Source organism: Flavobacterium sp. P21, assembly GCF_050632225.1.
Classification (GTDB): Bacteria; Bacteroidota; Bacteroidia; order Flavobacteriales; family Flavobacteriaceae; genus Flavobacterium.
This window is the reverse complement of sequence record NZ_CP192585.1, coordinates 3,738,174-3,764,012: the sequence shown is the minus strand read 5'-3', so window position 1 is coordinate 3,764,012 and position 25,839 is coordinate 3,738,174. Positions and strand designations below refer to the sequence as shown.

General features: G+C 35.7%; 29 protein-coding genes. 28 read left to right on the top strand and 1 reads right to left on the bottom strand.

What is annotated here, in order from left to right; all coding sequences use genetic code 11:
* The first annotated feature begins 418 nt into the window (after positions 1-418).
* From ACQ9BO_RS18870 to ACQ9BO_RS18755, 24 genes are all read left to right on the top strand, one after another.
* The gene (locus ACQ9BO_RS18870) at positions 419-1,081 is read left to right on the top strand and encodes a hypothetical protein (RefSeq protein WP_431241995.1); all 663 of its coding nucleotides are present in this window, start codon (positions 419-421) and stop codon (positions 1,079-1,081) included.
* Complete coding sequence (locus tag ACQ9BO_RS18865; RefSeq protein ID WP_431241994.1) at positions 1,059-1,307, top strand: hypothetical protein; 249 nt, start codon at positions 1,059-1,061, stop codon at positions 1,305-1,307. The genes ACQ9BO_RS18870 and ACQ9BO_RS18865 overlap by 23 nt, the downstream gene beginning before the upstream one ends.
* A 43-nt stretch (positions 1,308-1,350) precedes the next feature.
* Positions 1,351-1,755 (top strand): carboxypeptidase-like regulatory domain-containing protein, encoded by a 405-nt coding sequence (locus ACQ9BO_RS18860; protein ID WP_431241993.1) that lies wholly within the window; start codon positions 1,351-1,353, stop codon positions 1,753-1,755.
* Positions 1,742-4,363, top strand: coding sequence for a SusC/RagA family TonB-linked outer membrane protein (locus ACQ9BO_RS18855; RefSeq protein WP_431241992.1), 2,622 nt, complete (start codon positions 1,742-1,744; stop codon positions 4,361-4,363). Before ACQ9BO_RS18860 ends, ACQ9BO_RS18855 begins: the two co-directional genes overlap by 14 nt.
* 11 nt (positions 4,364-4,374) lie before the next feature.
* The gene (locus ACQ9BO_RS18850; protein ID WP_431241991.1) at positions 4,375-4,887 is read left to right on the top strand and encodes a hypothetical protein; all 513 of its coding nucleotides are present in this window, start codon (positions 4,375-4,377) and stop codon (positions 4,885-4,887) included.
* Positions 4,790-5,977: a RagB/SusD family nutrient uptake outer membrane protein gene (locus ACQ9BO_RS18845; protein ID WP_431241990.1), complete on the top strand. Its 1,188-nt coding sequence runs from the start codon at positions 4,790-4,792 to the stop codon at positions 5,975-5,977. The genes ACQ9BO_RS18850 and ACQ9BO_RS18845 overlap by 98 nt, the downstream gene beginning before the upstream one ends.
* A gap of 1 nt (position 5,978) precedes the next feature.
* Positions 5,979-7,412, top strand: a complete 1,434-nt coding sequence (locus ACQ9BO_RS18840; protein ID WP_431241989.1) for a glycoside hydrolase — start codon at positions 5,979-5,981, stop codon at positions 7,410-7,412.
* The gene (locus tag ACQ9BO_RS18835; protein WP_431241988.1) at positions 7,399-7,617 is read left to right on the top strand and encodes a hypothetical protein; all 219 of its coding nucleotides are present in this window, start codon (positions 7,399-7,401) and stop codon (positions 7,615-7,617) included. The genes ACQ9BO_RS18840 and ACQ9BO_RS18835 overlap by 14 nt, the downstream gene beginning before the upstream one ends.
* 122 nt (positions 7,618-7,739) lie before the next feature.
* Positions 7,740-8,327, top strand: coding sequence for a glycoside hydrolase (locus ACQ9BO_RS18830; RefSeq protein WP_431241987.1), 588 nt, complete (start codon positions 7,740-7,742; stop codon positions 8,325-8,327).
* Positions 8,328-8,356: 29 nt separating this feature from the next.
* Entirely contained in the window at positions 8,357-9,325 is a 969-nt protein-coding gene (locus ACQ9BO_RS18825) for a glycoside hydrolase (protein WP_431241986.1), read from the top strand.
* A gap of 151 nt (positions 9,326-9,476) precedes the next feature.
* Positions 9,477-10,010, top strand: a complete 534-nt coding sequence (locus ACQ9BO_RS18820; RefSeq protein ID WP_431245159.1) for a sugar-binding domain-containing protein — start codon at positions 9,477-9,479, stop codon at positions 10,008-10,010.
* Entirely contained in the window at positions 9,962-11,374 is a 1,413-nt protein-coding gene (locus ACQ9BO_RS18815; protein ID WP_431241985.1) for a glycoside hydrolase family 2 protein, read from the top strand. Before ACQ9BO_RS18820 ends, ACQ9BO_RS18815 begins: the two co-directional genes overlap by 49 nt.
* Positions 11,322-11,831, top strand: coding sequence for a DUF4982 domain-containing protein (locus tag ACQ9BO_RS18810; RefSeq protein ID WP_431241984.1), 510 nt, complete (start codon positions 11,322-11,324; stop codon positions 11,829-11,831). Before ACQ9BO_RS18815 ends, ACQ9BO_RS18810 begins: the two co-directional genes overlap by 53 nt.
* Before the next feature lie 160 nt (positions 11,832-11,991).
* Complete coding sequence (locus ACQ9BO_RS18805) at positions 11,992-13,362, top strand: glycoside hydrolase family 27 protein (RefSeq protein WP_431241983.1); 1,371 nt, start codon at positions 11,992-11,994, stop codon at positions 13,360-13,362.
* Positions 13,362-14,159: a hypothetical protein gene (locus ACQ9BO_RS18800; RefSeq protein ID WP_431241982.1), complete on the top strand. Its 798-nt coding sequence runs from the start codon at positions 13,362-13,364 to the stop codon at positions 14,157-14,159. Before ACQ9BO_RS18805 ends, ACQ9BO_RS18800 begins: the two co-directional genes overlap by 1 nt.
* A 27-nt stretch (positions 14,160-14,186) precedes the next feature.
* The gene (locus ACQ9BO_RS18795; RefSeq protein ID WP_431241981.1) at positions 14,187-15,917 is read left to right on the top strand and encodes an alpha-L-arabinofuranosidase C-terminal domain-containing protein; all 1,731 of its coding nucleotides are present in this window, start codon (positions 14,187-14,189) and stop codon (positions 15,915-15,917) included.
* Between the two features lie 14 nt (positions 15,918-15,931).
* Positions 15,932-17,863 carry a family 43 glycosylhydrolase gene (locus ACQ9BO_RS18790; protein WP_431241980.1) on the top strand — a complete coding sequence of 644 codons (1,932 nt, stop codon included), beginning with the start codon at positions 15,932-15,934 and terminating at the stop codon, positions 17,861-17,863.
* Between the two features lie 194 nt (positions 17,864-18,057).
* Complete coding sequence (locus ACQ9BO_RS18785) at positions 18,058-19,866, top strand: type VI secretion system Vgr family protein (RefSeq protein ID WP_431241979.1); 1,809 nt, start codon at positions 18,058-18,060, stop codon at positions 19,864-19,866.
* A gap of 9 nt (positions 19,867-19,875) precedes the next feature.
* The gene (locus ACQ9BO_RS18780; protein WP_431241978.1) at positions 19,876-20,049 is read left to right on the top strand and encodes a hypothetical protein; all 174 of its coding nucleotides are present in this window, start codon (positions 19,876-19,878) and stop codon (positions 20,047-20,049) included.
* A gap of 66 nt (positions 20,050-20,115) precedes the next feature.
* On the top strand, positions 20,116-21,087 hold the full coding sequence (locus tag ACQ9BO_RS18775) for a DUF2931 family protein (protein ID WP_431241977.1): 972 nt from the start codon (positions 20,116-20,118) through the stop codon (positions 21,085-21,087).
* Between the two features lie 76 nt (positions 21,088-21,163).
* Complete coding sequence (locus tag ACQ9BO_RS18770) at positions 21,164-21,658, top strand: hypothetical protein (RefSeq protein ID WP_431241976.1); 495 nt, start codon at positions 21,164-21,166, stop codon at positions 21,656-21,658.
* Positions 21,659-21,669: 11 nt separating this feature from the next.
* Positions 21,670-22,155, top strand: coding sequence for a phospholipase effector Tle1 domain-containing protein (locus ACQ9BO_RS18765; protein WP_431241975.1), 486 nt, complete (start codon positions 21,670-21,672; stop codon positions 22,153-22,155).
* Positions 22,156-22,160: 5 nt separating this feature from the next.
* Positions 22,161-22,547 carry a hypothetical protein gene (locus tag ACQ9BO_RS18760; protein ID WP_431241974.1) on the top strand — a complete coding sequence of 129 codons (387 nt, stop codon included), beginning with the start codon at positions 22,161-22,163 and terminating at the stop codon, positions 22,545-22,547.
* Between the two features lie 24 nt (positions 22,548-22,571).
* Positions 22,572-22,925 carry a hypothetical protein gene (locus ACQ9BO_RS18755; RefSeq protein WP_431241973.1) on the top strand — a complete coding sequence of 118 codons (354 nt, stop codon included), beginning with the start codon at positions 22,572-22,574 and terminating at the stop codon, positions 22,923-22,925.
* A gap of 54 nt (positions 22,926-22,979) precedes the next feature.
* On the opposite strand, the gene ACQ9BO_RS18750 is transcribed toward ACQ9BO_RS18755, so the two are convergent.
* A complete protein-coding gene (locus ACQ9BO_RS18750) occupies positions 22,980-23,312 on the bottom strand; it encodes a YegP family protein (protein WP_132987645.1) in 333 nt (110 codons plus the stop codon).
* Between the two features lie 169 nt (positions 23,313-23,481).
* Between ACQ9BO_RS18750 and ACQ9BO_RS18745 the strand changes: the two genes are divergently transcribed.
* From ACQ9BO_RS18745 to ACQ9BO_RS18730, 4 genes are all read left to right on the top strand, one after another.
* A complete protein-coding gene (locus tag ACQ9BO_RS18745; RefSeq protein WP_431241972.1) occupies positions 23,482-23,967 on the top strand; it encodes a copper resistance protein NlpE N-terminal domain-containing protein in 486 nt (161 codons plus the stop codon).
* A gap of 202 nt (positions 23,968-24,169) precedes the next feature.
* Positions 24,170-24,682: an XdhC family protein gene (locus ACQ9BO_RS18740; protein ID WP_431241971.1), complete on the top strand. Its 513-nt coding sequence runs from the start codon at positions 24,170-24,172 to the stop codon at positions 24,680-24,682.
* Positions 24,679-25,239 carry an XdhC family protein gene (locus ACQ9BO_RS18735; RefSeq protein WP_431241970.1) on the top strand — a complete coding sequence of 187 codons (561 nt, stop codon included), beginning with the start codon at positions 24,679-24,681 and terminating at the stop codon, positions 25,237-25,239. The genes ACQ9BO_RS18740 and ACQ9BO_RS18735 overlap by 4 nt, the downstream gene beginning before the upstream one ends.
* Complete coding sequence (locus tag ACQ9BO_RS18730; protein WP_431241969.1) at positions 25,202-25,723, top strand: nucleotidyltransferase family protein; 522 nt, start codon at positions 25,202-25,204, stop codon at positions 25,721-25,723. Before ACQ9BO_RS18735 ends, ACQ9BO_RS18730 begins: the two co-directional genes overlap by 38 nt.
* Positions 25,724-25,839 lie beyond the last annotated feature (116 nt).

Sequence of the window (25,839 nt, the reverse complement as noted above, 5' to 3'; positions counted from 1 at the left end):
GATCCCACAGTAGTAGTCGCTACAAAGGAAATTTATGGCGCGCCAAACAGAAAATTCGAAATCAAAGCGGCTCTTGCTGACGATTTAGGATTAAAAAGTGTTGAAATCCAAATTCCGGAATTATCACTTGACAAAGTAATTACATTCGCAACAGATCCTTTATTGAAATCATATGATCTAAGTTACTTTTTTGAAGTTCCAGCAAACAGAGGAACTTCTGAAGCTTTTAAAATCAAATTAACAATTACAGACGTTTCTGGAAATGCAGTTAATGAAGAAATCAATTTGCGTTTGGATGGTGAATTTGTCGCGCCGTCAATCAATATGATTACACCAAAAGAAGGTGCAGTAATCTTGTTGTCAACAAGCAACCAAATGCCATTGAATTTTACAGTAAATGATGATTCAGGTATTGATTATGTACAAGTTCAGTGTGCTTGCATTAGGAATCAACGAAATGATTCAGTTGACGGGATCACCTCAATCTTATACTTTCAACAAAACGTATACATTACCTGTAACTGTCGCCGATTATGTTTTGACAATTACGGCTAAAGACAAATTTGCAATTCCAAATACAGGATCATTAAATGTAAATATCGTCGCAACAAACGAATATCCGGCAATCTATTTATGTGATCAGCCAAAAGGTACAAACTTGACAACTGATGCAGTTGGAGTTCCAATGTATTTCCACGAAAAAAGCGGACAGGATTTCGAATTCAAATATTACGCAGACAAAGACAATAAAGAAGTTTATTTCTTAGGTCAGGAATCAGATTTTGCGCCACATTGTTTTGGTTTAAATACTGCTGGAGAATTAGTTGATGATGTTGCTTCAACACCAATTATTTTACCAACAAAAGGATATTATAAAATTAAAGTGAATCCGAATACTTTAAAATATACAGTTGAGAAATACACGCCAACAAGCAAAGTATGGGCTGATGTTGCTAACGGATTATGGCATGATGATGCTTGCTTTAAGAAAACCTTTCGTAAGTGTTTGCGGTGGCGGAATCAAAGATGCAAACTGGGATACTTGGAACGCTTGGGTTATGACAGGATTACACTTGACTAACAATTCGGCAAATCCTTATCAATTAGTTGGAGAATATACTTTAACCGGAACTATAGAGGCAACTTTTACAGGCCAATGGTGGGATCCTTCTTGGAGGTTAATCAAAAACGGAATCTGTACAATGTCGCCAGGAGAGAACGGAAATGCTAAATATCCAGTCAGCGCAGGAGTTTACAAAGTAGTTCTTGATACCGAGTTGGAAAGAGTATTTATCACAAAAAAATAGTTGCGGCCTTGTTTGTAACATTTAATTAATAAAACAGCTTAATATGAAATTAAAATATATAGGATTTTTTATTGCCCTAATGTGTACTGCGGTATCATTTGGACAAATAAAAATAACAGGTACTGTTAAGGATAAAGCGACAGTGCCAATTCCGGGAGTTAATATAGTTGTAAAAGGAACTTCAACAAACACATCAACAGATTTTGATGGAAAGTTCGCAATCGAGGTTCCGAATAAAAATGCTCAAATTGAATTGTCTTTTGTTGGTTTTACTAATAAAATAGTTCCAGTTGGCGATAAAACTAATTTTGATATTGTTTTGGAAGAAGCCAGCCAAGCTTTAGATGAAATCGTGGTTGTAGGTTATCGTTGCCGTAAAAAAGAGCGATGTAACGAGTTCGATTTCTTCTGTAAAAGGAAAAGAATTGCAGACAATGACAGTTGGTAACGTAGCTGAATCTTTGCAAGGAAAAGTTTCTGGAGTTCAGGTTACTGGAGCTGGTGGGCCCGGCGCACAACCTAGAGTTTTGATTCGTGGTATTTCTACGGTAAACTTAAGTACAGATCCGCTTTATGTAGTTGACGGAATTCCGATGGGAACAAGCATCAACTTTTTGAGCAACAACGAAATTGAATCGATGGAAGTTTTAAAAGATGCTTCTGCGAGTGCAATTTATGGTTCTAGAGCATCAAACGGTGTTATCTTGATTACGACTAAAAAAGGAAAAGCAGGAAAAACCAGATTCAATTTTGACATGAGTTCTGGTATGCAGATGATGAATAATCCTTATAATATGGCTGATGCCGAAGGTTATGCAACGATGATGAATACGGCATACAACAATTCTGGTTATGCTGATTATTTGCCAAATCCATCTCAATATAGAGGAAAAACAACGGATTGGTGGGATGCCGGAATTAGAAAAGCTTCTCCTGTAACAAATGCTTCTCTTGGAGTAACTGGAGGTTCAGATAAACATACTTTCGCAGTTAGCTTAAACTATTACAACTCAGAATCAATGTATGAAGTTGGAGGATGGGAAAGAATTACGATGAGAATTGCAAATGATTTTAAATTCTCGGATAAATTCTCTGCAGGAATTACTTTAAATCCTCGTTACGAAACGTATCGTTCACCAGGAAACTGGGCCGATTTTGATAAAATTGACCCGATTACGCCAATTTACAAGCCAGCAGATCAATTAAACGGAACAGAAAACGAATACAGCATTTATGCACGTTCTCCATCATACATTTGGAATCCGGTTGCGGCTGTAAAACGTTATGATGATTTTACAGATCAGTACAATTTAAATACAAATGGTTATTTGCAATACACGCCAATCAAAGGTTTAGTGATTCGCTCACAAGCTTCTATTGAAGTTGGTGATATCGTAAGAAATAAATTCAGTCCAGATTTTGTGATTGATGCCGCACACGAAAAAGCAGAAATCAACAGTGTTGAAAAATGGAACACAACTGATGTCAATTGGACTTGGCAAAATACAATTACTTATAATAGAACATTTGCAGAAAAACACAATGCGTCTTTGATGATAGGTAATACAATGGAAGAGTACAACCAAAGCAAACTTTGGGGATATGGAGAAGGAATTCCAAACAACTCTGATTCTATGAGAGAATTAGATGCGGCGACTAAAAACCGCAACAGCAGTGGTACCAGAACGTCAAATTCTTTGATATCTTATATTTCTCGTTTTTCATATAATTATGACGGAAAATATTATTTCACAGGTACTTTCAGACGTGACGGTTCTTCAAAATTTATGGAAAACAACAAATGGGCAAATTTCCCTTCTGCATCGGTTTCTTGGAGAATTTTGAACGAAGATTTTATGGAGTCTACAAAAGATGTTTTGAGCGATTTAAGATTCAGAGCAGGTTGGGGTAAAGTGGGTAATCAAAACTTGAAAGATGCTGTTTATCAGTCAAATATAGGGACAGGTTTTTATCCTATCGGAGATAATATTGCTGATACTTCTTATCCTTCTACAATGGCAAATAAAGACATTAAATGGGAAACGGTTGAAGATATCTCTTTCGGACTTGATTTCGGATTATGGAAAAACAAGCTTTCTGGGTCTTTGGAATATTACCAAAAGAAAACAAACGATATGCTTTTCTTAAAACAATTTCCAACTTACAGTGGCTTCCCTGGATATTCTACAATGTGGACAAACGTTGGTTCTATGAAATCAAATGGTGTTGATTTATTAGTTTCATTTAAAGATAAAAAAGGAGATTTCTCGTACGGTGCCGATTTGACTTTTACAACTGTAAATGTAAAAATGGTGAATTTATCTGCTGATGGTGAAAAATTATACGGTGCAAGCAACAGAACCTTGACTGTTGAAGGCAATGAACCTGGATATTTTTACGGATATGTTGCTGATGGATTGTTCCAAAACCAAACTGAATTAAACTCTCATACTGATGAGCACGGAACAAAATTACAGCCGTATGCACAAGTTGGAGATGTTCGTTTTAAAGATATCAACGGCGATGGAAAAATTGATGACAAAGACAGAACTAAAATTGGTACGCCTTGGGCTGATTATAATGTTGGTTTGAATTTGACTTTTACTTACAAACAATTTGATTTAGTAGCAAATTTCTACTCAAGTATTGGAAATGATTTGGTTAACCAAAATATTTCAGATTTATACAATGGTGCAAGTTTGACAAATAAGGTAAGCAACTTATCAGAAATGGCTTGGCACGGAGAAGGAACTTCAAACTCTATTCCTCGTTTGGCTAAAGATGACAATAACGAAAACTTCACGAAATTCTCTTCTCTTTATGTTGAAGACGCTTCGTATGTACGTATGAAAAACTTACAGGTAGGATTTTCATTTTATAACAAATTTGGTTTAGATAAATTAAGAATCTCATTGTCTGGACAAAATTTATGGACATGGACAAAGTTTACAGGTGTTGATCCAGAAGTAGGTGGAGATGTTTTAGGATCTGGTTTTGCAGGATGGAATTACCCTGTACAACCAACAATCTTGATGGGACTTAATGTAGCATTTTAATAAAAACGATCATGAAAAAAATAATAGTATCAATAATCACTTTTTCTCTATTGGCAGTTTCTTGCGGCGATTTTATTGAAAAAGAGCAAAGAGGAACACAAACCTTAGAAAACTACTTTCAAACAGCACAAGAGTGCGAGAATTATACAAACGAATTAACTCGCAGATTGTTAATTCCAAATGATTGGTGGACTTTGCTTGCACCAAGAGTTACAAACGAAATGTCGACTGATGACGCTTGGATGGGTAATACGGGACAGGACAGCGGCGCGCACAGGCCATGTTCGCAATACATCATTACACCTGATAATATGGGTGACATGAATAGTATTTATACCGCACATTATTACACGATTCAATCGGCAAATATTGGTCTGGAGAAAATGGCGAGCATCGCCACTTACAGAGTCGCAAAAAAATCAATATATGGGAGAATCTCTTTTTGTGAGAGCATATTGCTATTACGAATTGGTGAATCTTTTTGGCGATGTTCCTTTGTACACCACTTCTTTAGGAACTGGTGATTTGAAATTACAACGTAGCCCAAAAGCAGACGTTTATGCTCAAATTGAAAAAGATCTTAAAGATTCTGCGACGAAATTAGAAACGATTCCGGTAAACAGAGAAGGAAGAATCAACAAATGGGCGACTTATGCATTGTTGGCTCGTGTAACATTGTTTCAAGAAAAATGGGCTGATGCAAAAACGTATTCAAACAAAGTGATTACTGAAGGTCCTTATGCACTTGAAGCTGATTTCTTAAATATATGGAATGTAAACAATCATAATGGAGTGGAGTCAATTCTTGAAGCGCAGTCTTCATCAGTTCAAGACAAAAGTTTGGGATCTATGCTTCCAACTTTATCGGGAGCAAGAGGAGAAGACAAAAAGAATTTTCCAAGCAATGATGTCGCTGATGTTCTTGACGGTTGGGGATGGTGTATGCCAACAAGTGATTTAGAAAATGCTTATTTATCTGAAAATGACGTAATCCGTCGCAGAAGTACAATCACAAAATGGGGTGAAGCGGCTTATGGTGATGAGGTTTTAAATCCAACACACAAATTCAGCTTAAATGATAACAAATCAGGTCGTATTTGCCGTAAATATTATATTCCAGTTGCAACGCGTCGTTCATTAGATAAAAAAGATGGTCACTTGCCGTTAAATATCCCGTTGATTCGTTTGGCTGAAATGTATTTGACAAGAGCAGAAGCAAGCTATCATACTGGCGGAGATGCTTTAGCAGATATCAACATTATTAGAGCGCGTGTAAAATTAGATCCAAAAACTGGAATTTCTGGACCAACTTTATTGAGACAAATCTACAAAGAGCGTCGTTTAGAATTGGCTTTCGAAGGATTACGTTTATACGATATTCGTCGTGAAAAAGATCCAACAACAGGAAGACCAGTGATCGAATCTTTGATGGGACCAAATGGAACTTTCGTCAAATACAACTTGAGTTCAACTGATCCTTATGAAACTACAAACTTGAGAGAACCTCAAGATAAAGGAATCAATTTTAATCCTGCGAAAAACTTGTTATGGCCAATTCCGCAATTGGAAATTGACTTAAGTGGCGGATTAATTACACAAAATCCAGGTTATTAAAATGAGGCTTAATAATCAAAATAAAGTAAGTCTGCTGTGTGCAGGCTTGCTTTTCGCGAGTTCGCTTTTTGTGAGTCGCGACTCTGAAAAATCGGAAAATTCAGGTTCAGAAAATATAGTTGCCGAATTGAATGTAAATCTGGATATGAACCTTCAGACAATGGAAAGTTTTGGAGCTTCTGATGCCTGGCAAGCTAATTTTATTGGAAAAAATTGGCCTTCTGAAAAAAGAAATAAAATAGCTGATTTATTATTCAGCAAAGAAGTCGATGCTGATGGAAATCCAAAAGGAATCGGGCTTTCATTATGGCGTTTTAATCTTGGCGCTGGAAGTACAGAACAAGGCGACGCAAGTGATATTACAGATGAATGGAGACGCACAGAATGTTTTACAACAGACGGCGTTAGCTATAATATGAACAAACAAGCGGGTCAAGTTTGGTTTATGAAAGCGGCAAGACAGCGTGGTGTTGAAAAACTTTTGGCTTTCGCCAATAGCGCACCGGTTTACTTGACGCAAAACGGAAAAGCGCATGCGAGCATCAAAGAATTTTATAATTTGAAAGACGGAAAAATGCCAGAACTGGCTGATTTCTGGGTGAATTCTTTAGATAAATTAAAAACAGAACACGGCTTGACAATTGATTATGTGAGTCCGTTTAACGAACCACAATACGAGTGGGACGGTTCTGGTCAAGAAGGTTCTCCAGCAACGAATGCTAATATCTACAGTTTTGTAAATATTTTGTCTCCAAAATTACAGTCAAAAGGACTTGCCGCTCAAATTGTTGTTGGAGAAGCTGGAGCTTATGAACCGCTTTATAAAACAGTTTCTGGAAAGGAAAGCAGATCAAACCAAATTGATTATTTCTTCTCAGCAAATTCGGCTAAGAAAATTACAGGATTAAGCAATGTTAAGAAAACCATTTCTGGACACAGTTATTGGCAAGCTTGGCCGTTGAGCGAAATGGTTTCATCAAGACAGCAAGCGACTTCAAGAATTCAGTCAGTTGGTGGTGTGAGTCTTTGGTCTTCTGAATATTGTGTTTTAGAAAGTCCGGGAACGGCTGAATTACCTGGTGGTGCAGGAGCAGGAAGAGATTTAGGAATGCCACTTGCACTTTGGACAGCACGTATTATCAGTACCGATATTGCGCTTGGAGGTGTAACTTCATGGCAGTGGTGGACAGCTATTAGCCGTGGGGATTATAAAGATGGTTTAATTCATGTTGATGACAATGCAAGCAACGGAGCTGGAAATGCGGATTACTGTAAAAACGATGGCTACATCAGAGATTCAAAAACATTATGGGCGTTAGGAAACTTTTCATTTTTCGTAAAACCGGGAATGGTGAGAGTTCAAATTCCAAGTGTTGACAATACAACCACTTTAAACGATGTCATGGTAACGGCTTACAAAGATGCTTGCTACTAAAAAATTGGTAATTGTTGCAGTAAACATCAGCAAATCGACGAAAGCCTATAAATTGAATTTGGCAGGAGGCGCTTTGACAGCCGGCAAATTAACACCTTATACAACTTCAGAAACTTTAAGTTTAAAGAAAGGAAGTGCTGTTGATATGGGTAGTTTAGAAATTCCGGCAAGATCGATTGTGACCTTTGTGGGGAATTATAAGTAAGAATAAAAAATTTAACCGCAAAGGTCGCAAAGAAAAAACGCAAGGGTTCGCAAAGCTTGTTTAAACTTAGCGCACCTTGTGAATAACCTTGCGTCTTTGCGGTTAAAAAAATAAAATAATAAATGAAAAAAGTATATATCTCACTTTTTCTGGTAATGAGTTCATTGTCATTTGCACAGCGAACTGCCCTTATCAGCACTGATAAAGTCGTTCAGACGATGGACGGTTTTGGAGGTTCTGATGCGTGGCGAACTCAGTTTGTGGGAAAAAATTGGCCAGAACAAAAAAAGAATGCCATTGCCGATTTGCTTTTTAGCAAAGAGTTTGATGCACAAGGAAATCCAAAAGGAATTGGACTTTCGATTTGGAGATTTAATCTTGGCGCTGGAAGTGCTGAACAAGGCGAAAATAGCAAAGTTTCAGATGAATGGAGAAGAAGCGAGTGTTTCTTAAACGCAGACGGAACTTATGATTTTTCAAAACAAGAAGGACAAAGATGGTTTTTGCAGGCCGCTAAAAAACGTGGTGTTGAAAAATTCCTGATTTTTACAAATAGTCCGCCGGTTTTTATGACCAGTAACGGATTGTCTTTTGCCTCTCAAAAGAATAAACTGAATCTAAAAGATGGTGCAATTCCAAAATTTGCCGATTTCTTAGTTCAAAGTATTAAAGGATTGGAGAAAAAGAAGGAATCAAATTCGATTATGTAAGTCCAATAAATGAACCACAATGGGAATGGATGCCAAAACATGGCGACACAAACAGTCAGGAAGGAACTCCGGCAACGAATCAGGAAATTTATGATTTGACCAAATCACTTTCAGAAAAACTGAAAGCTAACAAAATGAACACTGAAATCGTAATTGCCGAAGCCGCTCAAATCGATTATTTGTATGAAAATGTAAACAAGGAAAACCGCGATAATCAGATTGAGTATTTCTTTGGAAAAACAAAAACAAACGTTTCGAAATTCTCCAATGTAAAAAATGTGATTCTTGGTCATAGTTATTTTACCACGTGGCCAGTTGAAAGACAAGTTTTAAGCAGAAAATTGATTGCTTCAGAAATAAAAAGAAATCCAGGTTTGAAATATTGGCAATCGGAATATTGTATTCTGGAAAATCCGGGTGAGAATGAAATTCCAGGTGGTTCAGGAGGAGGAAGAGATTTAGGAATGCAGACCGCTTTATTTGTAGCACGTTTGATTCATAATGACATTGCTGTAGCAAATGCCGCTTCATGGCAATGGTGGACATCAATTACTCGTGTTGATTATAAAGATGGTTTGATTTATTTGGATGATGGGAAAAGCAATGGCGGAACCGACCCAAATTACGTGAGAAACGATGGAGAATTCCATGATTCAAAATTGCTTTGGGCTCTCGGAAACTATTCGCTTTTTGTACGTCCCGGAATGCAAAGAGTTGATGTTCCAAATCAAAACGAATTGGACGCGACAAATGATGTAATGCTAACAGCGTACAAAGATGCTCAAAACAAAAAACTGATTGTAGTTGCCGTAAATTGCGGAAAATCGGCTCAAAAATACAAGTTCGATTTATCAAAAGGAACGCTAAAAAACAATGAGTTTACGCCTTATATAACTTCGGATACATCAAATTTAAAAAGAGCAAATACACAAAAAATTGATAATCTAGAAATCCCTGCGAAGTCAGTTGTGACATTTGTGGGAGAATTGCAATATTAAAAAATTGTTTCAAGTTTCAGGTTTCACGTTTGAGAGGAACCTGAAACTTGAAACCTGAAACCTGAAACAAAAAATAACTAAAAAACATGTTAACTAAGAAAACCTTAATTCCCGTTTTACTCTTTTCGTGTCTGTCGGCTAGCAGTCAGGTATCGTTTGGAGATTCAAAAAAATCAATGATAGCTGGAAATTCAATCTTCAGGAAACTCCAGATGCAAAAAATACTGTTTTTGACGACAGCAAATGGCAAATTGTAAATGTGCCTCATGATTGGAGCGTTAAAGGACAATTGAGCCCAACTTTAGCGAGTTGTCAAGGATACTTGCCAGGCGGCATTGCTTGGTACAGAAAATCAATCAATATTCCGCAAAGCAAATCAGGCAAAAAAGTGTATTTGTATTTTGAAGGAGTTTACAACAGAAGCGAAGTTTTCATCAACGGACATTCGTTAGGGAAACGCCCAAACGGTTATATTTCATTTGCTTATGATGCAACTGAGTTTGTAAAATTTGGTGGAGAAAACACAATTTCTGTTCGCGTTGACCACAGCCAAAGCGCCGATTCAAGATGGTACACAGGTTCTGGTATTTATAGAAATGTTTGGGTAGTATATGCAAATCCGGTTCATATTGCACAATGGGGCGTTTACGCTTATCCAGAAGTAAAAAAGGAGCAGGTACTTTGAATGTTGAGGTTGATGTAGAAAACGGATCTTCATCAAAATCAACATTAACAGTTGTAAACGAATTGTTTTCAAAAGATGGAAAATCAGTAGCAAAAGCAACTTCTAAAATTGAGGTTGCGACAAAACAAAACGGAAAAATTTCGGCTAAAATAAATGTCAAAAATCCGCAATTGTGGGATTTAGAAAATCCAAATTTATATGAATTGAAAACAACCGTTTTAAAAGACGGAAAAGAAATTGACAAAACAGTAACGAAAACTGGTTTTAGAGATTTCACTTTTGATCCAAATAATGGTTTTGCGCTTAACGGAAAATGGATGAAAATGAAAGGTGTTTGTTTGCATCATGATGCAGGAGTTTTAGGATCAGCAGTTCCAAGAGAAGTTTGGAAAACAAGACTAAAAACATTGAAAGAAATTGGTGTAAATGCTATCCGTACAAGTCATAATCCGCAAGCTCCAGATTTCTACGAACTTTGCGATGAATTAGGCTTATTGGTTTTAAACGAAGCATATGACGAATGGGAATTCCCAAAACGTAAATGGTTAGAAGGCTGGAATTATGGAACTCCAGGTTTTGAAGGTTCGTTTGACATTTTCGCAGATTACGCTGAAAAAGATTTGGAAGATTTTGTACGCCGTGACAGAAACCATCTTTCGGTTTTTGCATGGAGCATAGGAAATGAGGTTGATTATCCGAATGATCCATATTCACACCCAGTTTTAGATAAAGGAAAAGACGGATTTGGTCAAGCGACTTACGGCGGTTATAAGCCAGATGCTCCAGATGCAATGCGCCTTGGAGTAATTGCAAAACGTTTGGTTGCGGCAGTTAAAAAATATGATAAATCACGTCCTACAACGGCTGGTTTAGCTGGAGTTGCAATGTCTAACGAAACAGAATATCCGGGAGCTTTAGATATTACAGGTTACAATTATACCGAAAGTAAATATCTGACCGATCATAAAAAATACCCAAACCGTGTTATCTACGGAAGTGAGAATGTTCACGACATGGATCCTTGGTTGGCGGTAAAAAACAACAAACATATTTTCGGACAGTTCTTATGGACAGGAATCGATTATTTGGGTGAATCTGGAAGATGGCCTTCAAGAGGATTTTACTCAGGTCTAGTTGATTTTGCAGGCGTTATCAAGCCTCGCGGTTATTTCCGTCAGTCATTATGGTCAGATAAACCAATGGCTTATATTGGAACTTATCCATTAACTAATGAAAAAGAGGTTTCTAAAGATGCATGGGCAATCTGGAATTATGAAGCAGGACAAAAAATCCGTGTGGTTTGTTATACAAATGCGAGCAAAAGCACGTTTGGAATTAAACGGAAAAGTAGTTGGCGAAACTAAAGCATACGACGAAAAAAACGGAATTATTTATTGGGATATTCCATTTGCTTCAGGAAAATTAGAAGCAATTGGTTTAGATGCAAATGATAAAGAAGTGAGCCGTTATGCAATCAATTCGACTCAACAACCAGTTGAATTGACAATTGCTGAAAAAGATATTACAATCAGCAAAGATAGAGGTGTGGCTAAAATCATGGTTCAGGTAAAAGATCAAAATGGTCTTCCGGTTATGCTTTCAGACAATGAAGTGACATGTACAATCAGCGGTCCCGGAACTTTATTAGGACTGGAAGCAGGAAATAACAGCGACATGACCGATTATACAGATAATATTCAAAGAGTTTTTCACGGACATATTGCGGCTTACATTCAGGCAAATGGTGAGGCACAGCCTATCAAAGTTACTTTTACTAGTCAATGGTTAAAGCCGGTTGAAGTGACGATTAACGTGAAATAAGGCATTTTCTAAGTTAGAAAATATTAGTTAGTTATTTTAAATTTTCAATTAACCTGTCTGCTTTTTTGGTTAGCAGGCAGGTTAATTGTGTATTATGTCAAAAAGTTTTATATATTTACAAGTGTAATATTTACATTTAATAACATCTAACCACATTATAATGAAAATTAAGAATAAAATTACTCTGGTTTTAGGAGTTGTTTTGGTGTCAATTTGTTCAAATGCTCAAAACAAAACATTCGCTAAAGAAGAGTTTAAGCAATGGGCGCAAACACCGCCAATGGGCTGGAACAGCTGGGATTGTTACGGGCCAACTGTTGAAGAACACGAAGTAAAAGCCAATGCCGATTATATGGCGAAAGAGCTTAAAAAATATGGATGGGAATATATAATTGTTGACATCAGATGGTTTGTTGAAAATGACAAGGCAGGCGGTTACAACCAGACTGATCCTCGTTATGTGATGGATAAATTTGGAAGATATTTGCCAGCCGTAAACCGTTTTCCTTCTGCAAAAGACGGAAAAGGTTTTAAGCCTTTGGCCGATTATATTCACAAAAAAGGATTGAAATTCGGGATTCATATTATGCGTGGCGTTCCTAAAAAAGCCGTTGAAGAAAAAATGCTAATTAAAGGTACAAACGGAATCACGGCAGATCAAATCTATTCGACAGCTTTGCAATGCGAATGGTTGAGAGACAATTATACTGTTATTGCTGACAAACCGGGAGCACAAGAATATTACAATTCGATTTTCGAATTATACGCACAATGGGGAGTTGATTTTATTAAAATTGATGATTTGTCAAGACCGTATCATGAAGGTGAAATCAATTTGATCAGAAATGCTATCGACAACTGCGGACGCAAAATTGTATTAAGTACTTCGCCAGGTGAAACTCCAATTTCGGCCGCACCTCACGTAAGCACGCATGCAAATATGTGGAGAATGGTTGATGACGTTTGGGACACTTGGCCACACATTACACATTTGATGGATGTGGCTCAAAAATGGTATCCGTACATTGCGCCGGGAACTTGGCCAGATTGCGATATGATTCCGCTTGGACGTATTTCAGTGCGTGGCGAACGTGGTGAGGACAGAATGACTCGTTTGACAAAAGATGAGCAATATACTTTAATTACATTCTTCAATATTTTCAAATCACCATTATTTTTTGGTGGAGATTTGCCAAGCAATGATGCATTCACTTTGTCATTATTGACGAATAAAGATGTCGTAAAAATGCACAACGAAAGCACAGCAGTAAAACAACTTTTTCAGAAAGACGGAAAAATTGCAGTGACTTCAAAAAATGCAAAAGACGGCAGTGTTTATCTAGCCTTATTTAATGTTTCAGATAAAGCTTCAGAAAAAGTTTCAGTAAATCTTTCGGATCTTGGGCTTTCTGGTTCAGTTGAAGTTCTAAATATGTGGACAGGCGAAAAATCTAAATTATCTTCAAAAGAAATTTCGGCAGATTTAAAAGCGCATGCTTCGGTTTTGTATCAATTAAAAGGTAAAAAATAATGGTGCGATTTTTAAAAAATAGTCTTTTAGCATTAGCCCTCCTTTTTTCGATTCTTTTTATATTTTCTGCATTTGGGGTAAAATCCTCTGAAGAAAAACCAGATAAAGTATATTTATTTGCCTATTCGACTTTAAAAAATAATGGAAAAAACGGACTTCATTTTGCATGGAGTACTGATCAGAAAAACTGGTTTTCAATTGGTCCGGAATATAGCTTTCTAAAATCAGATTTTGGAAGCTGGGGACCAATAGGAAAAAGCATGTCAGAACCTTTTGTGATTCGTGATAATGTTGGAATTTTTCATTGTTTTTGGAGTGTGAAAGACAATGTTTTTGCACATTCTGAAAGTAAAGATTTAGTGAATTGGGGAAGGCAAAATTACATTCAAGGAATGAAGAATTTTGTTGGAAAAGGCCAAGACAAATCGGTGATTACAAATGTACAGATCAGTCAGAAAGAAGGACAATATTTGGTTCATTTCAGCGAAAGCGGAAAAAATTATTACAGCGCGACTAAAGATTTTAAAAATTACGGTCCGTCAGTAATTGAAGCCAATTCTACTTTAAAATTAAGAAACGAAATTACGATTCAAGGGGAAGTTGTGCAAGGAAGCTTATTTCATGTAGATTGGAGTTTGGTGGATAATATGATTCGCAATATGGAATCGGCTAAATTTAGAGATAAACAAGATAGTTCTACTCCTAAAACTGATAGTTTGCTTTTTGCGAATTTGAAACCGGTAAAAGCTCAAATTTCGGTAAACGGACAGCAGTCAAAAAAATCAGCAATATGTTAACAGGTGTTTTCTTTGAAGATATCAATTATGCTCGCAGATGGCGGTTTGTATGGAGAACTTATTCAGAATCGCGATTTCGAATATGCGCTTCACGACAAAAAAGAAAGAGACGAAAAATGGAACGCAACAATGGCTTGGAGTGGTGATTTTAAAATTGCGAAAGAAAATCCAATTCATCCAAACAATCCAAATTATGCTGTAATTTCAAAAGGAAATATCAGTAATTCTGGTTTTGACGGAATTGCCATAAAAGCGAACGAGAAATATGATTTTAGTGTTTTTGCAAAAGGATCGAAAGCAGTCGTTCGTTTGAAATCGACAAGTGGAGAAATTTTGGCAGAAGCTATATTTACACCTTCAGCTTCTTGGAAGAAAATAAATTTGGTTTTGAAATCGTCTAAAACGGTTAAAGATGCACATTTAGAAATCAGTACCAATGGTGAAATTGCTGTTGATATGGTTTCGCTTTTTCCGCAGAAAACATTCAAAAACCGCAAAAACGGACTTCGTTTGGATCTTGCTGAAGCAATTGCAGATATGCATCCAAAATTCGTTAGATTCCCAGGCGGATGCGTGGCACACGGTGATGGATTGCATAATATTTACAAATGGAAAAATACAGTTGGCTCATTGGAAAGCAGAATCCCGATGCGAAATATTTGGGGCTATCATCAATCAATGGGATTGGGTTATTTTGAGTATTTTCAGTTCTGCGAAGATTTAGGTGCCGAGGCGGTTCCGGTTTTAGCGGCGGGAGTTCCGTGCCAAAATTCATCTGACGGAGGTTCAGGGCGACAATTCGGAATTCCGATAGAAGATATGGACGAATATGTTCAGGATGTTTTGGATTTGATCGAATATGCCAATGGAAGCGTAAATACAACTTGGGGTAAAAAACGTGCCGAAGCAGGTCATCCAAAACCTTTCAATTTAAAATATATCGGAATCGGAAATGAAGATTTAATCAGCGATGTTTTTGAAGAACGTTACCGAATGATTGTAAAAGCGGTTCAGCAAAAATATCCTGAAATTATTGTAATTGGAACTGTTGGGCCCTTTTTTGAAGGAACAGATTATAATGAAGGTTGGAAATTAGCAGATGATATGAAATTGCCAATTGTTGACGAACATTATTATCAAACGCCGGGTTGGTTCATCAATAATCAGGATTTTTACGATAGTTATGATCGTTCAAAATCAAAAGTGTATTTAGGAGAATATGCTTCGCGTGGCAATAAATTTTACAACGCATTAGCCGAAGCATTATATTTAACTGGTGTAGAACGAAATGGAGACGTTGTTGAAATGGCTTCTTATGCACCGCTTTTGGCAAAAGAAAAGCACACGCAATGGAATCCCGATTTGATTTATTTTAATAATGACGAAGTAAAGCCAACAGTAAATTATTTTGTTCAAAAGCTTTATGGACAGAATCCAGGAAACCAATATATCGAAAGTTCAATTAAGTTATCAGATGGAAATCCTGAAGTAAATAAACGTATTGGCGTTTCTGTTGTAAAAGATGATGCTTCTGGAGATTTGATTATCAAATTAGTAAATGTGCTTCCAGTTGCGGTTACGCCTTCAATTGAAGCTTCAAATTTTTCTCTGCTAGAAAATGCTGATTATATTTTATTAACGGGCACTCCAGAAAATACTTCGGCAAGACCAGTTTCACAGAAAATTACGATTAAAGAAGCTTTTTCAAAAGAATTGCCTTCCTATTCATTTGTAGTTATACGCGCCAAAATAAAATAAACCGAAAGAAAAAAATGAAAAAATTACAATTAAGTCTTGTTGCACTAGTATCATTTTTTAGTGTTATTCAAGCTCAAAATAATCAAAAAAGAACGCCTCCAGTTATTGCTGAGAAGGATTTGACTGCTTATTTATTTGTTTATTTCACAGGAAACAAAGTCGAAGAAGAAGCGGTTCGTTATGCCGTAAGTACCGATGGTTATCATTATTATCATTTAAATGAAAACAAACCTGTTTTAGACAGCAAAGTAATTAGTTCGACTGGCGGTGTTCGTGATCCGCATATTTTGCGTGGCGATGACGGCAAAACTTTTTATATGGTTTTGACTGATATGACTTCGTCAAAAGGCTGGGACAGTAACCGTGCCATGGTTTTATTAAAAAGCACAGATCTTGTAAATTGGACGAGCAATGTTGTCAATATTCAAACCGCTTTTCCAGGAAATGAAAACCTAAAAAGAGTTTGGGCGCCTCAAACAATTTATGATGCAAAAGCGGGAAAATATTTAATTTACTTTAGTTTACAATATGCTGGAGGACCAGATAAAATTTATTACGCTTACGCGAATAAGGATTTTACAGCTTTAGAAGGAGCTCCAAAATTATTGTTTGTTCCAAAATCAGAAAGAGCTTGTATCGATGGTGATATTATCGAAAAAGATGGTGTTTACCATTTATTTTATAAAACCGAAGGCGGAAAAGCAGGAATTAAAGTGGCTACAACAACTGATTTGACTTCAGGGAATTGGACAGAAAACGATAATTATTTGCAACAAACAAACGACGGAGTTGAAGGATCAAGTGTTTTCAAACTAAACAATTCTGACGATTATATTTTGATGTATGATGTTTATACAAAAGGAAGGTATGAGTTTACTAAAACTAAAGATCTAGAAAATTTTGCGGTTATCAATAATGATATTTCGATGGATTTTAATCCGCGTCACGGAACGATTTTGCCAATTACTCGTTCTGAATTGAAGAGATTGACCGCAAAATGGGGAACGCCAGTACAACTTCCAAAAGTAAATAACAATCCGGTTTTAGAAGGCTATTATGCCGATCCTGAAATTTTGTATTCAAACAAAACCAAAAAATATTATATCTACCCAACAAGCGACGGTTTTGATGGCTGGTCAGGATATTATTTCAAAACATTTTCATCAGATAATTTGACAGATTGGAAAGACGAAGGAATTATTATCGATCTTAAAAAAGATGTTACGTGGGCAAACAGAAATGCCTGGGCGCCATGTATTGTGGAGAAAAAGATAAAAGGAAAATACAAGTATTTCTATTATTTCACGGCGGCTCAGAAAATTGGTGTTGCTTCTTCGGATAATCCAACAGGACCGTTTACAGATAGCGGAAAAGCTTTAGTAAACACAAGACCAGAAGGCATAAAAGGAGGTCAAGAAATTGATCCAGATGTTTTTACAGATCCAAAATCAGGTAAAAGTTATTTGTACTGGGGCAACGGATATATGGCTGTAGCCGAATTGAATGACGACATGATTTCGCTTAAAGGAAGTACCCAAGTAATTAAAGTAGATAAAACATTCCGTGAAGGGACTTATATATTTTACAGAAAAGGAACATATTATTTCCTTTGGAGTGAAGACGATACCAGAAGTCCAAATTACAAAGTAAGATACGGAACTTCAAAATCGCCTCTTGGTCCAATCGAAATTCCGCAAAACAACATTGTAATTCAAGGAATTCCAGATCAGGGAATTTATGCAACGGGTCATAATTCGGTTTTGCAAATTCCAAATAAAGACGAATGGTATATTACTTATCACAGATTCTCTTACCCAACCGGAATTAAAATGGGTGATGCGGGAGGTTTCCACCGTGAAGTCTGCATGGATAAATTAGAATTCAATGCAGATGGTAGTATTAAGCAAGTTGTTCCAACGCATGAAGGAATTTCTGCTTTGAAATAGATTTTTAAATAGAAGTAAACGAAAAAAGCTGTCTCAGAAATGAGGCGACTTTTTTTATTTAAATAAAAATTTTAAAAAGCCTATTCTATTATAAATAAAACTTTGGTTGCTTATATTTTTTTATTAATAGGTATATGTTTACTAAATAGATTTTTGAATTTTCTATTTAACTAACTAAAAATCAAATTAAAATTATGGCGCATTTCTCAGACCAAGTACACATTACGATCGGAGGTTTTACTCAAAACATTATTTATTATGATTTGAAACTGTCACAAAAAATGGCAGACCATCATTATTTTTCGTTTGTGTGGCAGTACACAGGCAAAGCAGTCATAAAACCCGAAGATCAGGCTAGAGCAATGATGAAATATAACGGAAGCGAGGTTATTTTTACCTTCAAAAGTTTGACTGGAATCAAACTGATGAGCAAAGGCATCATAACAGGTTTGTCATCAGTTGACCAAAACGGAAGTGCCGTTGGGTTGCATGTGAGCGGAACAAGCCACAGTATTGTATTGGAAGATACGCCGAAATCGAGAACTTATCTTGAAAGAGGAATGGATGACATTGTTCTGGATATTCTATATGAGGGCCCGACGGAATTTTATCAAAGAGATGCCATAAGGTCAACCTACATGAAAGAGTTCAATTATATAGCCCAATATAATGAAACAAATTTCAATTTTTTGAAAAGGCTTGCACAGCGTTACGGACAGTGGTTTTATTTTGACGGAATGCGGATGCAGTTTGGACAGACCAAAAGTTCTAAGATAAAACTCATCAACGGAGCTTCGCTACACAGTTTCAAGATTCAGATCAACATGACTGCGCACAAGATTTCGCTGGCAGGCTACGATTATAATAATGCTACAAATATTAAAAAATCGTCGTATAGAACCTCCGAAGGAAGCAAGGACAGCTTTGCTTCAAATGTCGGTTTTAATCAGGGTACCGTTTCTCAGCCGGATCTGAGTATCGGCGCGTACACCAACAACGCGCAGAACAAGGACGAAATAGAAGAAATGGTCACACTGCAAACCGGAGGAAGTAATGCAAACAGTGTTTACTACAGCGGAATATCTTATTTTCCAATAGGACTTGGACAGAAATTTACAATTATCAACCAGACCGCCGAGCATCATCTTATCTGTATAGAAGTGACGCATCACTCAGAAGTTCATGGAAACTACACCTGTGAATTCAAAGCGATTCCAGACGATGTATCGGCACCGCATTATACAGATACAACTGTTTTTGCTAGAGCAGAAACTCAGCCTGCAAAAATAATAGACAACAACGATCCAGAAGAACTCGGACGCGTGAGGGTTGAATTCTACTGGGCATCTGGAAGTACAAAAAGCCAGTGGATCAGAATGATTCAGCCACATACCGGAGGAGGAAAAGGATTTTATTTTATCCCTGAAATTGGTGAGGAAGTATTGGTTGGTTTCGAAGGCGGAAATACACAGTGTCCTTATGTTATGGGAGCGCAATATAACGGGCAGGCAAAAAGTGGCTATGCTACTGAAAAAAATGATTTAAAAGTATTGCAAACTCGAAGCGGGAACAGAATTATTTCAGACGATGCCACAGGCGATGTTACCATAGAAAGCCCAAAAGGTCAAACAATAGCCGTAATTCATGGGGACGGGAACATCAGGTTTAAAGCACCAAAAAATATTGAGTTTGAAGCTGGAGAAGATATTGTTATGAATGCAGGAAGAGATGTTAAAGTAGATGCAAAAGAGAATATTCAGATGGAAGCTGGGAACAATATTTCTCAAGATGCAGGAAATGATATTGATATAAGTGCAAATGGAAAAATTATCGAAAAATCAGATAATCGAACAGAAATTGTAGATAAAGATTTTAATAGAACCTCAGATACTTCAAATGAAATTGCCACAGAAGCCAGTCTTTATAGCTATCAGGAAAACATGACGATTCAAAGTGGCAAACAGGTACTGATTAACAGTGCCGAAAAATCTAATCTTTTTTAAATTAATATTATGACGATTACAAAGAGAGCAAAAAATATTCAAGTTAAAGTAATAGATGCTTATCAATTAATTGTTGGTGGTAAACTTGAAAAAAACGCTAATAAATTAAACATTGAAGCAACTAAAGGTGATTTGAATTTAGTATGTGGTAAAAAATTAATAATTAGAGGTGAGAAAAAATAGTATTAAAAGTATAACATCTTATTATGTTTCATCATAATAATAGTGATAACTGTAGTAGCATTAACAATGAGTACATATATAAAAAAAGAATATGAGTGGTCAGCAGATGTTTCTGCACCAAGAGAATATCCTATAGAAATATATACGGGAGCCGTTGGAGGTTATTTTTTTAGCCAAATGGGAGGATTTCGCAACGCTGGCTGGGGTAAAGCCGGTAGTGTTGATTATATAAAAGCACCCCTGCCTGATAGGTTTGATATGACATGGTTGTCATATGTCGACGATAAATTTTATACAGGCGAGTGGAAATTGCCTACTGAAAAAATAAAAAAATTATTTGATGAGGGTTTTTATTATAAAAGAGGAAAAGAAGGAGTAACAGAACCTTATAAATTTATAAACATTGGTTTTGCTCCAAAAGGCCTTGTAATCGTTTGGGTTGCCGGGGTTGGACAACAAGTTGAAGTAGGGCGTTTTCAGGCTCATGAAACAACAATTGACCCTGAACTCATTACCGAAAGCGAAATGTATATGTTTAGAAAAGGTTATAGTCAACATAGGCTGGAAAACAATTTTGTTATATCTCAAGATGTTCGAGAACAAATCAAACAATACGGTTATCCACCACCTGAAGTTTATGAAGCCTATCGAGAAAAATACCTCTGGAAACCTAAAGTTATTTTGCCAGAAGGAAGCAAAATAACTTCAATGTATATTAAAATGTGCAATGGAGAAAAAGAAGACCCTTATGACCGCCCGATAGGTTTAAAATACCGAGCATTACCTTTTATGTTTGATATATTTTGGACTATTAATAGTGGCAAAAAAGAACAGGAATTTGTATCTAGAATAGCTTTTACCAATGATACAGAATACTGGGCAAAATATCTTCAATCAGGTGGTGGAAAGAATGAAATGCCAGTAGATTTTAATAAAAATCAAATTAGAAAATTATTTGAAGATTTTGATAAAAACAAATCTGTAGAAATGGTTATAAAATTAGATCCCATAAAAAAAATAATAGAGATTGGTCAGTAAATATGTATTTAGAACAATCTGGCAAAAAATATATCATTAATGAAATCAACCATGATTCCGGTAAATACGACTAATTATGAGCATAGTATTTGGAGATTATACTCCACCTAAAAGAAAAATAAGAATCACAGAACTAACCATAGGTGTTTTTTTTGATGGTACCAACAACAATAAGAATAATACCAATGCCAAAGAATATTATGATAAACGGGCGAGAGGTAAAAAATTAACGCCAAAAGAAACTATTTCGGCAGAAGCCTATCGAAAACACGGGCGAGACAAAGAAGACAGCAGTTATTATAATGCGTGGTCGAATGTGGCACGATTGAGTGATGCTTATCCTGTAGAACTAACCACATATGTTGACGGTATTGGTACTGAGACCGAAAAAGCTGATTCTGTATTAGGGGCAGGTTTAGGCACTGGATTTGTTTTTAATGGTACTGGAATATTAGGTAAAGTGGAAGAAGGATGTGAAAAGTTGGCTGATACAATATCTAACAACAGCATAGAGAAATTAGAAATCCTTTATTTAGATGTCTTTGGTTTTAGCCGTGAGGCCAGCTGCTAGCTAGAGTTTTTATGAATGAAATAAGTAAAAAAGCTTATCCTTTATCTGTCAATAGAAAAAATAAAGGCGGGGCTCTTGGATATTTTTTAGAGAAAAAAGGTATCAAAGTAGATTTGATAAAAGTTCGTTTTTTAGGACTTTTTGATACGGTCTCTTCTTATTCAACCTTGATTGACGGAAAACCTAATTTTGATAACGATACTACTCAACTCCCATTAAATAATTTAGGAAAAGCAAAAACAGTTATACATTTTACAGCTACAGATGAGCATCGTAATAACTTTTCGCTTACCAAAACCACAACAGGAAAAGAAAAGGAATTTCCGGGGGTACACTCAGATGTTGGTGGTAGCTACAATGATGGAATTGAAGTAGTAAAGGTGCTCGAAAAAAATCAAGAAAAAGAATTAGAAAAATTTTCAGAAAAACTGGTTAAAGAAGCTTGGTATTTAGAAGATCAATTACATATTTCTTTTTTGGACCTAAGCATGAATTAAAAGGTATGAGGAAGCTAAAAAATACATACAGTTATATTCCGCTTCATTTTATGGCAGAATATGCTATAGCAAAAAACGTACCTTTTGATAATGTTAAATTGGAGATTGATAAATACAGTATTTCAAATGATGCGTTGCTTATGCGTGTAAAAAAGCGTTTACGGGATTATGTTTTAGGAAATGGAAAACCTTATGCTTTTAAATGGTTTGGCGAAATTCACGAAAAATATAAAAGTGTTCATGAAGGTGATAGAGGCTTTGGTGCTTATCAAGAGGAACTGCAAGAGCAAAAAGACTTGAGAGAACTTCGTAACAAATATTTGCATTGGTCAGCTGATTGTGGTTCTCTTGGTATGGAGCCAGCAAAAAACAGAAAACGCAAAACTTTCTAGATTGAACAATAGTAAAAAAATGATATGAAAATAGAACCGACAATTAAAATAATTGGGGATATAATTATTACTCAAGAAAAAGAGAATATCATTAATTTTTTAAATAAAAAAAATGATGCCTATTTTGGCGTATATGGAGACGGAATTCTATACATTGATCCTTTTGGTAATAGTGTGATAAATCATAGAACAGCTATATCAGTAGACGGAAGATCATATAGTTTAAAAAAGAAATGTGATGAAATTAGGAGAAAAGATGGCTCTATAATAATATTATTGACTACAAAAGAAATTCAGGAAATTGCCGATAGAACTTTTTACGAAGATAACCAAGTACGTCCTGTGGATTTCTTAAATTTTATCATAATCGAAGAATAAAAAAAGCTGTTTCTATTCATTAGAAACAGCCCTTTTTATAATATAAACAAAGCCTTAAACTGTCTGATCATCAATTTCTGCATCAGGAGCGTTTTTCTTTACAGATTCGATTCCGTTTTCTCTTGCCGCAACACTTTCATACATTTCGCTTGTTCCAATGATTTGCCCGTTGCTAGCTTTTAGGTTGAAATACGGTTTTCCGTTGCTTGATTCTTTTCTGTCAAAACGCCCATCATCTTGCGAATTTGTTTTAACAGATTCAATTCCGTTTGTGCAAGCCGCTTTCGTAGTATAACCCTCGCTTGCTAAAATTGTTTGGCCATTTCCAGCTTTTAAATTGAATTGAAATTCTCCGTTGGTTCTTTTAGTAATTACAAATTTTCCCATGTAGCTTTTTATTAAGGTTAGGTAATATTTTTTTGCTAATTATAAAAATACAAAACTTCATCATATAATTGATATTGTAAGAAAAAATAATCGTTTAGTATTTGTTAAGTAATGGTTTTACAAAGTAGGAAAATATTGTACATTTGAGAAAATGCTAAAATTTAAGGTTATGAAAAATGGATTCATTTTAATGCTGATTGGAATACAGCTGATTTCTTGTCATTCTAAGGTAAAACAAGAAGAAAATAAAATAATTGTTTTAGATTCAGTAAATGCTAAGATCGATGAAAAATCGAAAGAAAATGTGCTGGTTTATGAAGGAATGCTTCCTTGCGCAGACTGCACCGGTATTCAGACTGTTCTTAAAATTGATTTGGGAAACGGAACTATGGAAGGACAAAAGTTTGAAATTTCAAGTGTTTATAAAGGAAAATCGCCTGAAAAAGAGTTTGTGGAAAAAGGCAATTTTAACACTGAACGCGGTTTAGAAAATGACCCAAACGGAACAATTTTTATTTTAAATTGGAATAAACCTACTGAAAAACAAATGTATTATGGCTATTTGAGTACAGATAAATCAAAAATTTACATGCTCGACCGCGATAAAAAAATCATTAAATCGGAGTTGAATTATTCTTTGGAATTAAAAAAATAAAACAATCTAAAAATACTTTCTTAAATAAGAGATATTATAAACTTAAATGATTTTCCTGCTTTTAAGTTTATAATATTTTTTACTTTTAGGCTGTTAAAGAATCATTAGCAGTATATTTTGCTGGTGAAAATTATTTTATGAAGGAAATCAGCGAAATTTTAAAAGCGTATTCTGAGGCAAAATCAGAAGGAAAAAAACAGCTTTGGCAACAGTTGTCAAAGTCGAAGGTTCTTCCTATAGACAACCAGGTGCTCGAATGTTAGTTACTGAAGATGGTCTGTTGACTGGAGCTATTAGCGGAGGCTGTCTGGAAGGCGATGCACTCCGAAAAGCACTTCTTTCAATTAATCAAAAACAAAACAAATTAGTTACTTATAATACCAATAATGAAGATGATGCTGAAATTGGTCTTCAATTAGGATGCAACGGAATTGTTCATATTTTGTTCGAATATATTGATGACGAATCAGAAAACAATCCGATTGAGCTTTTAAGCCAATTAAAAGCAGAAAGAAAAGAAGCTGTAATTGTTAGCATTTTTTCATTAAACAAAAGAGCAAACCAAATAGGAACGAGTTTATTTTTCAGAAAAGACAGTCCCGTTTTGCATCACAACAATAATGCATTAAATTTAATTTCAGAGGCAAAAGAAGTGCTTTTGACCAAAATGACTTCGGTAAAAAAATACAAGAAAATAGCGACGACGAAGCTTTGATCGAGTATATAAAACCACCAGTTTCATTAGTAATTGCCGGAGCAGGAAATGATGTACAGCCATTGGTAAAAATGACAGCTTTATTAGGGTGGGAAGTAACTATAGGCGACGGACGAAATGCTCATGCAACAAAAAAACGCTTTCCGTCAGCAAATAAAGTTTCGGTTGTAAAATCGGAGCATTTTTTAGAAAATGTGACGATCGACAATCAAACTTATTTTGTTTTGATGACGCACAATTATAAATATGATTTGGCTGTTTTGAAATTGTTATTGGGTACAGATTGCAGTTATATTGGAATTCTTGGACCAAAATCAAAACTTGATAGAATGCTTGATGATTTGCAATTAGAAGGAATTTCTGTAAATGAAGAACAGCTTAAAAGAATTCACAGCCCCGTTGGACTTGATATTGGTGCCGAAACTTCAGAAGAAATTGCGTTATCGATTGTTTCAGAAATCAAAGCTTTTGAATCTGGAAAAATTGGGACTTCCTTAAAATACAAGTTGGGTAAAATTCATGACGAAATTTATTATGAAGGAGAAAGATCAAAATAGAATTGGCATTGTTATTTTAGCCGCTGGAAATTCTTCAAGATTGGGACAGCCAAAACAGCTTTTGGGATATAAAGATTCGACGCTTTTGAAAAATACAATTGCAGAAGCTTCTTTGGTTTCAGATGCAAAAATAATTGTTGTAACCGGCGCAAATAATCAATTGATTGAAGAAGAATTAGATCCTTCAATAATAAAAGTAAGTTTTAATCCGGATTGGGAATCAGGTATGTCGTCTTCAATTGTGAACGGCTTAAAGAAAATATTGAATTTATATCCAGATTGCGAAAATTGCATTTTTGCTGTTTGCGATCAGCCGTATGTTTCAAGTTTGGTTTTTGAAAATCTAATTGAAGAACATCATAAAACCAGAAAAGGAATAACGGCTTCGGCATATTCTGGAACGCTTGGAACTCCAGTTCTTTTCAATAAAAAATACTTTGATGAATTATTAGAATTGAAAGGCCAAGAAGGAGCAAAAAAATGATCAGCAAATTTTCAGATGACGTTGTTTCAGTGCCATTTGAAAATGGGAATATTGATATTGATACTGAAGATGATTATAATAAACTCATGTCTGAATTTTGAGTTTTTAAATCTAGT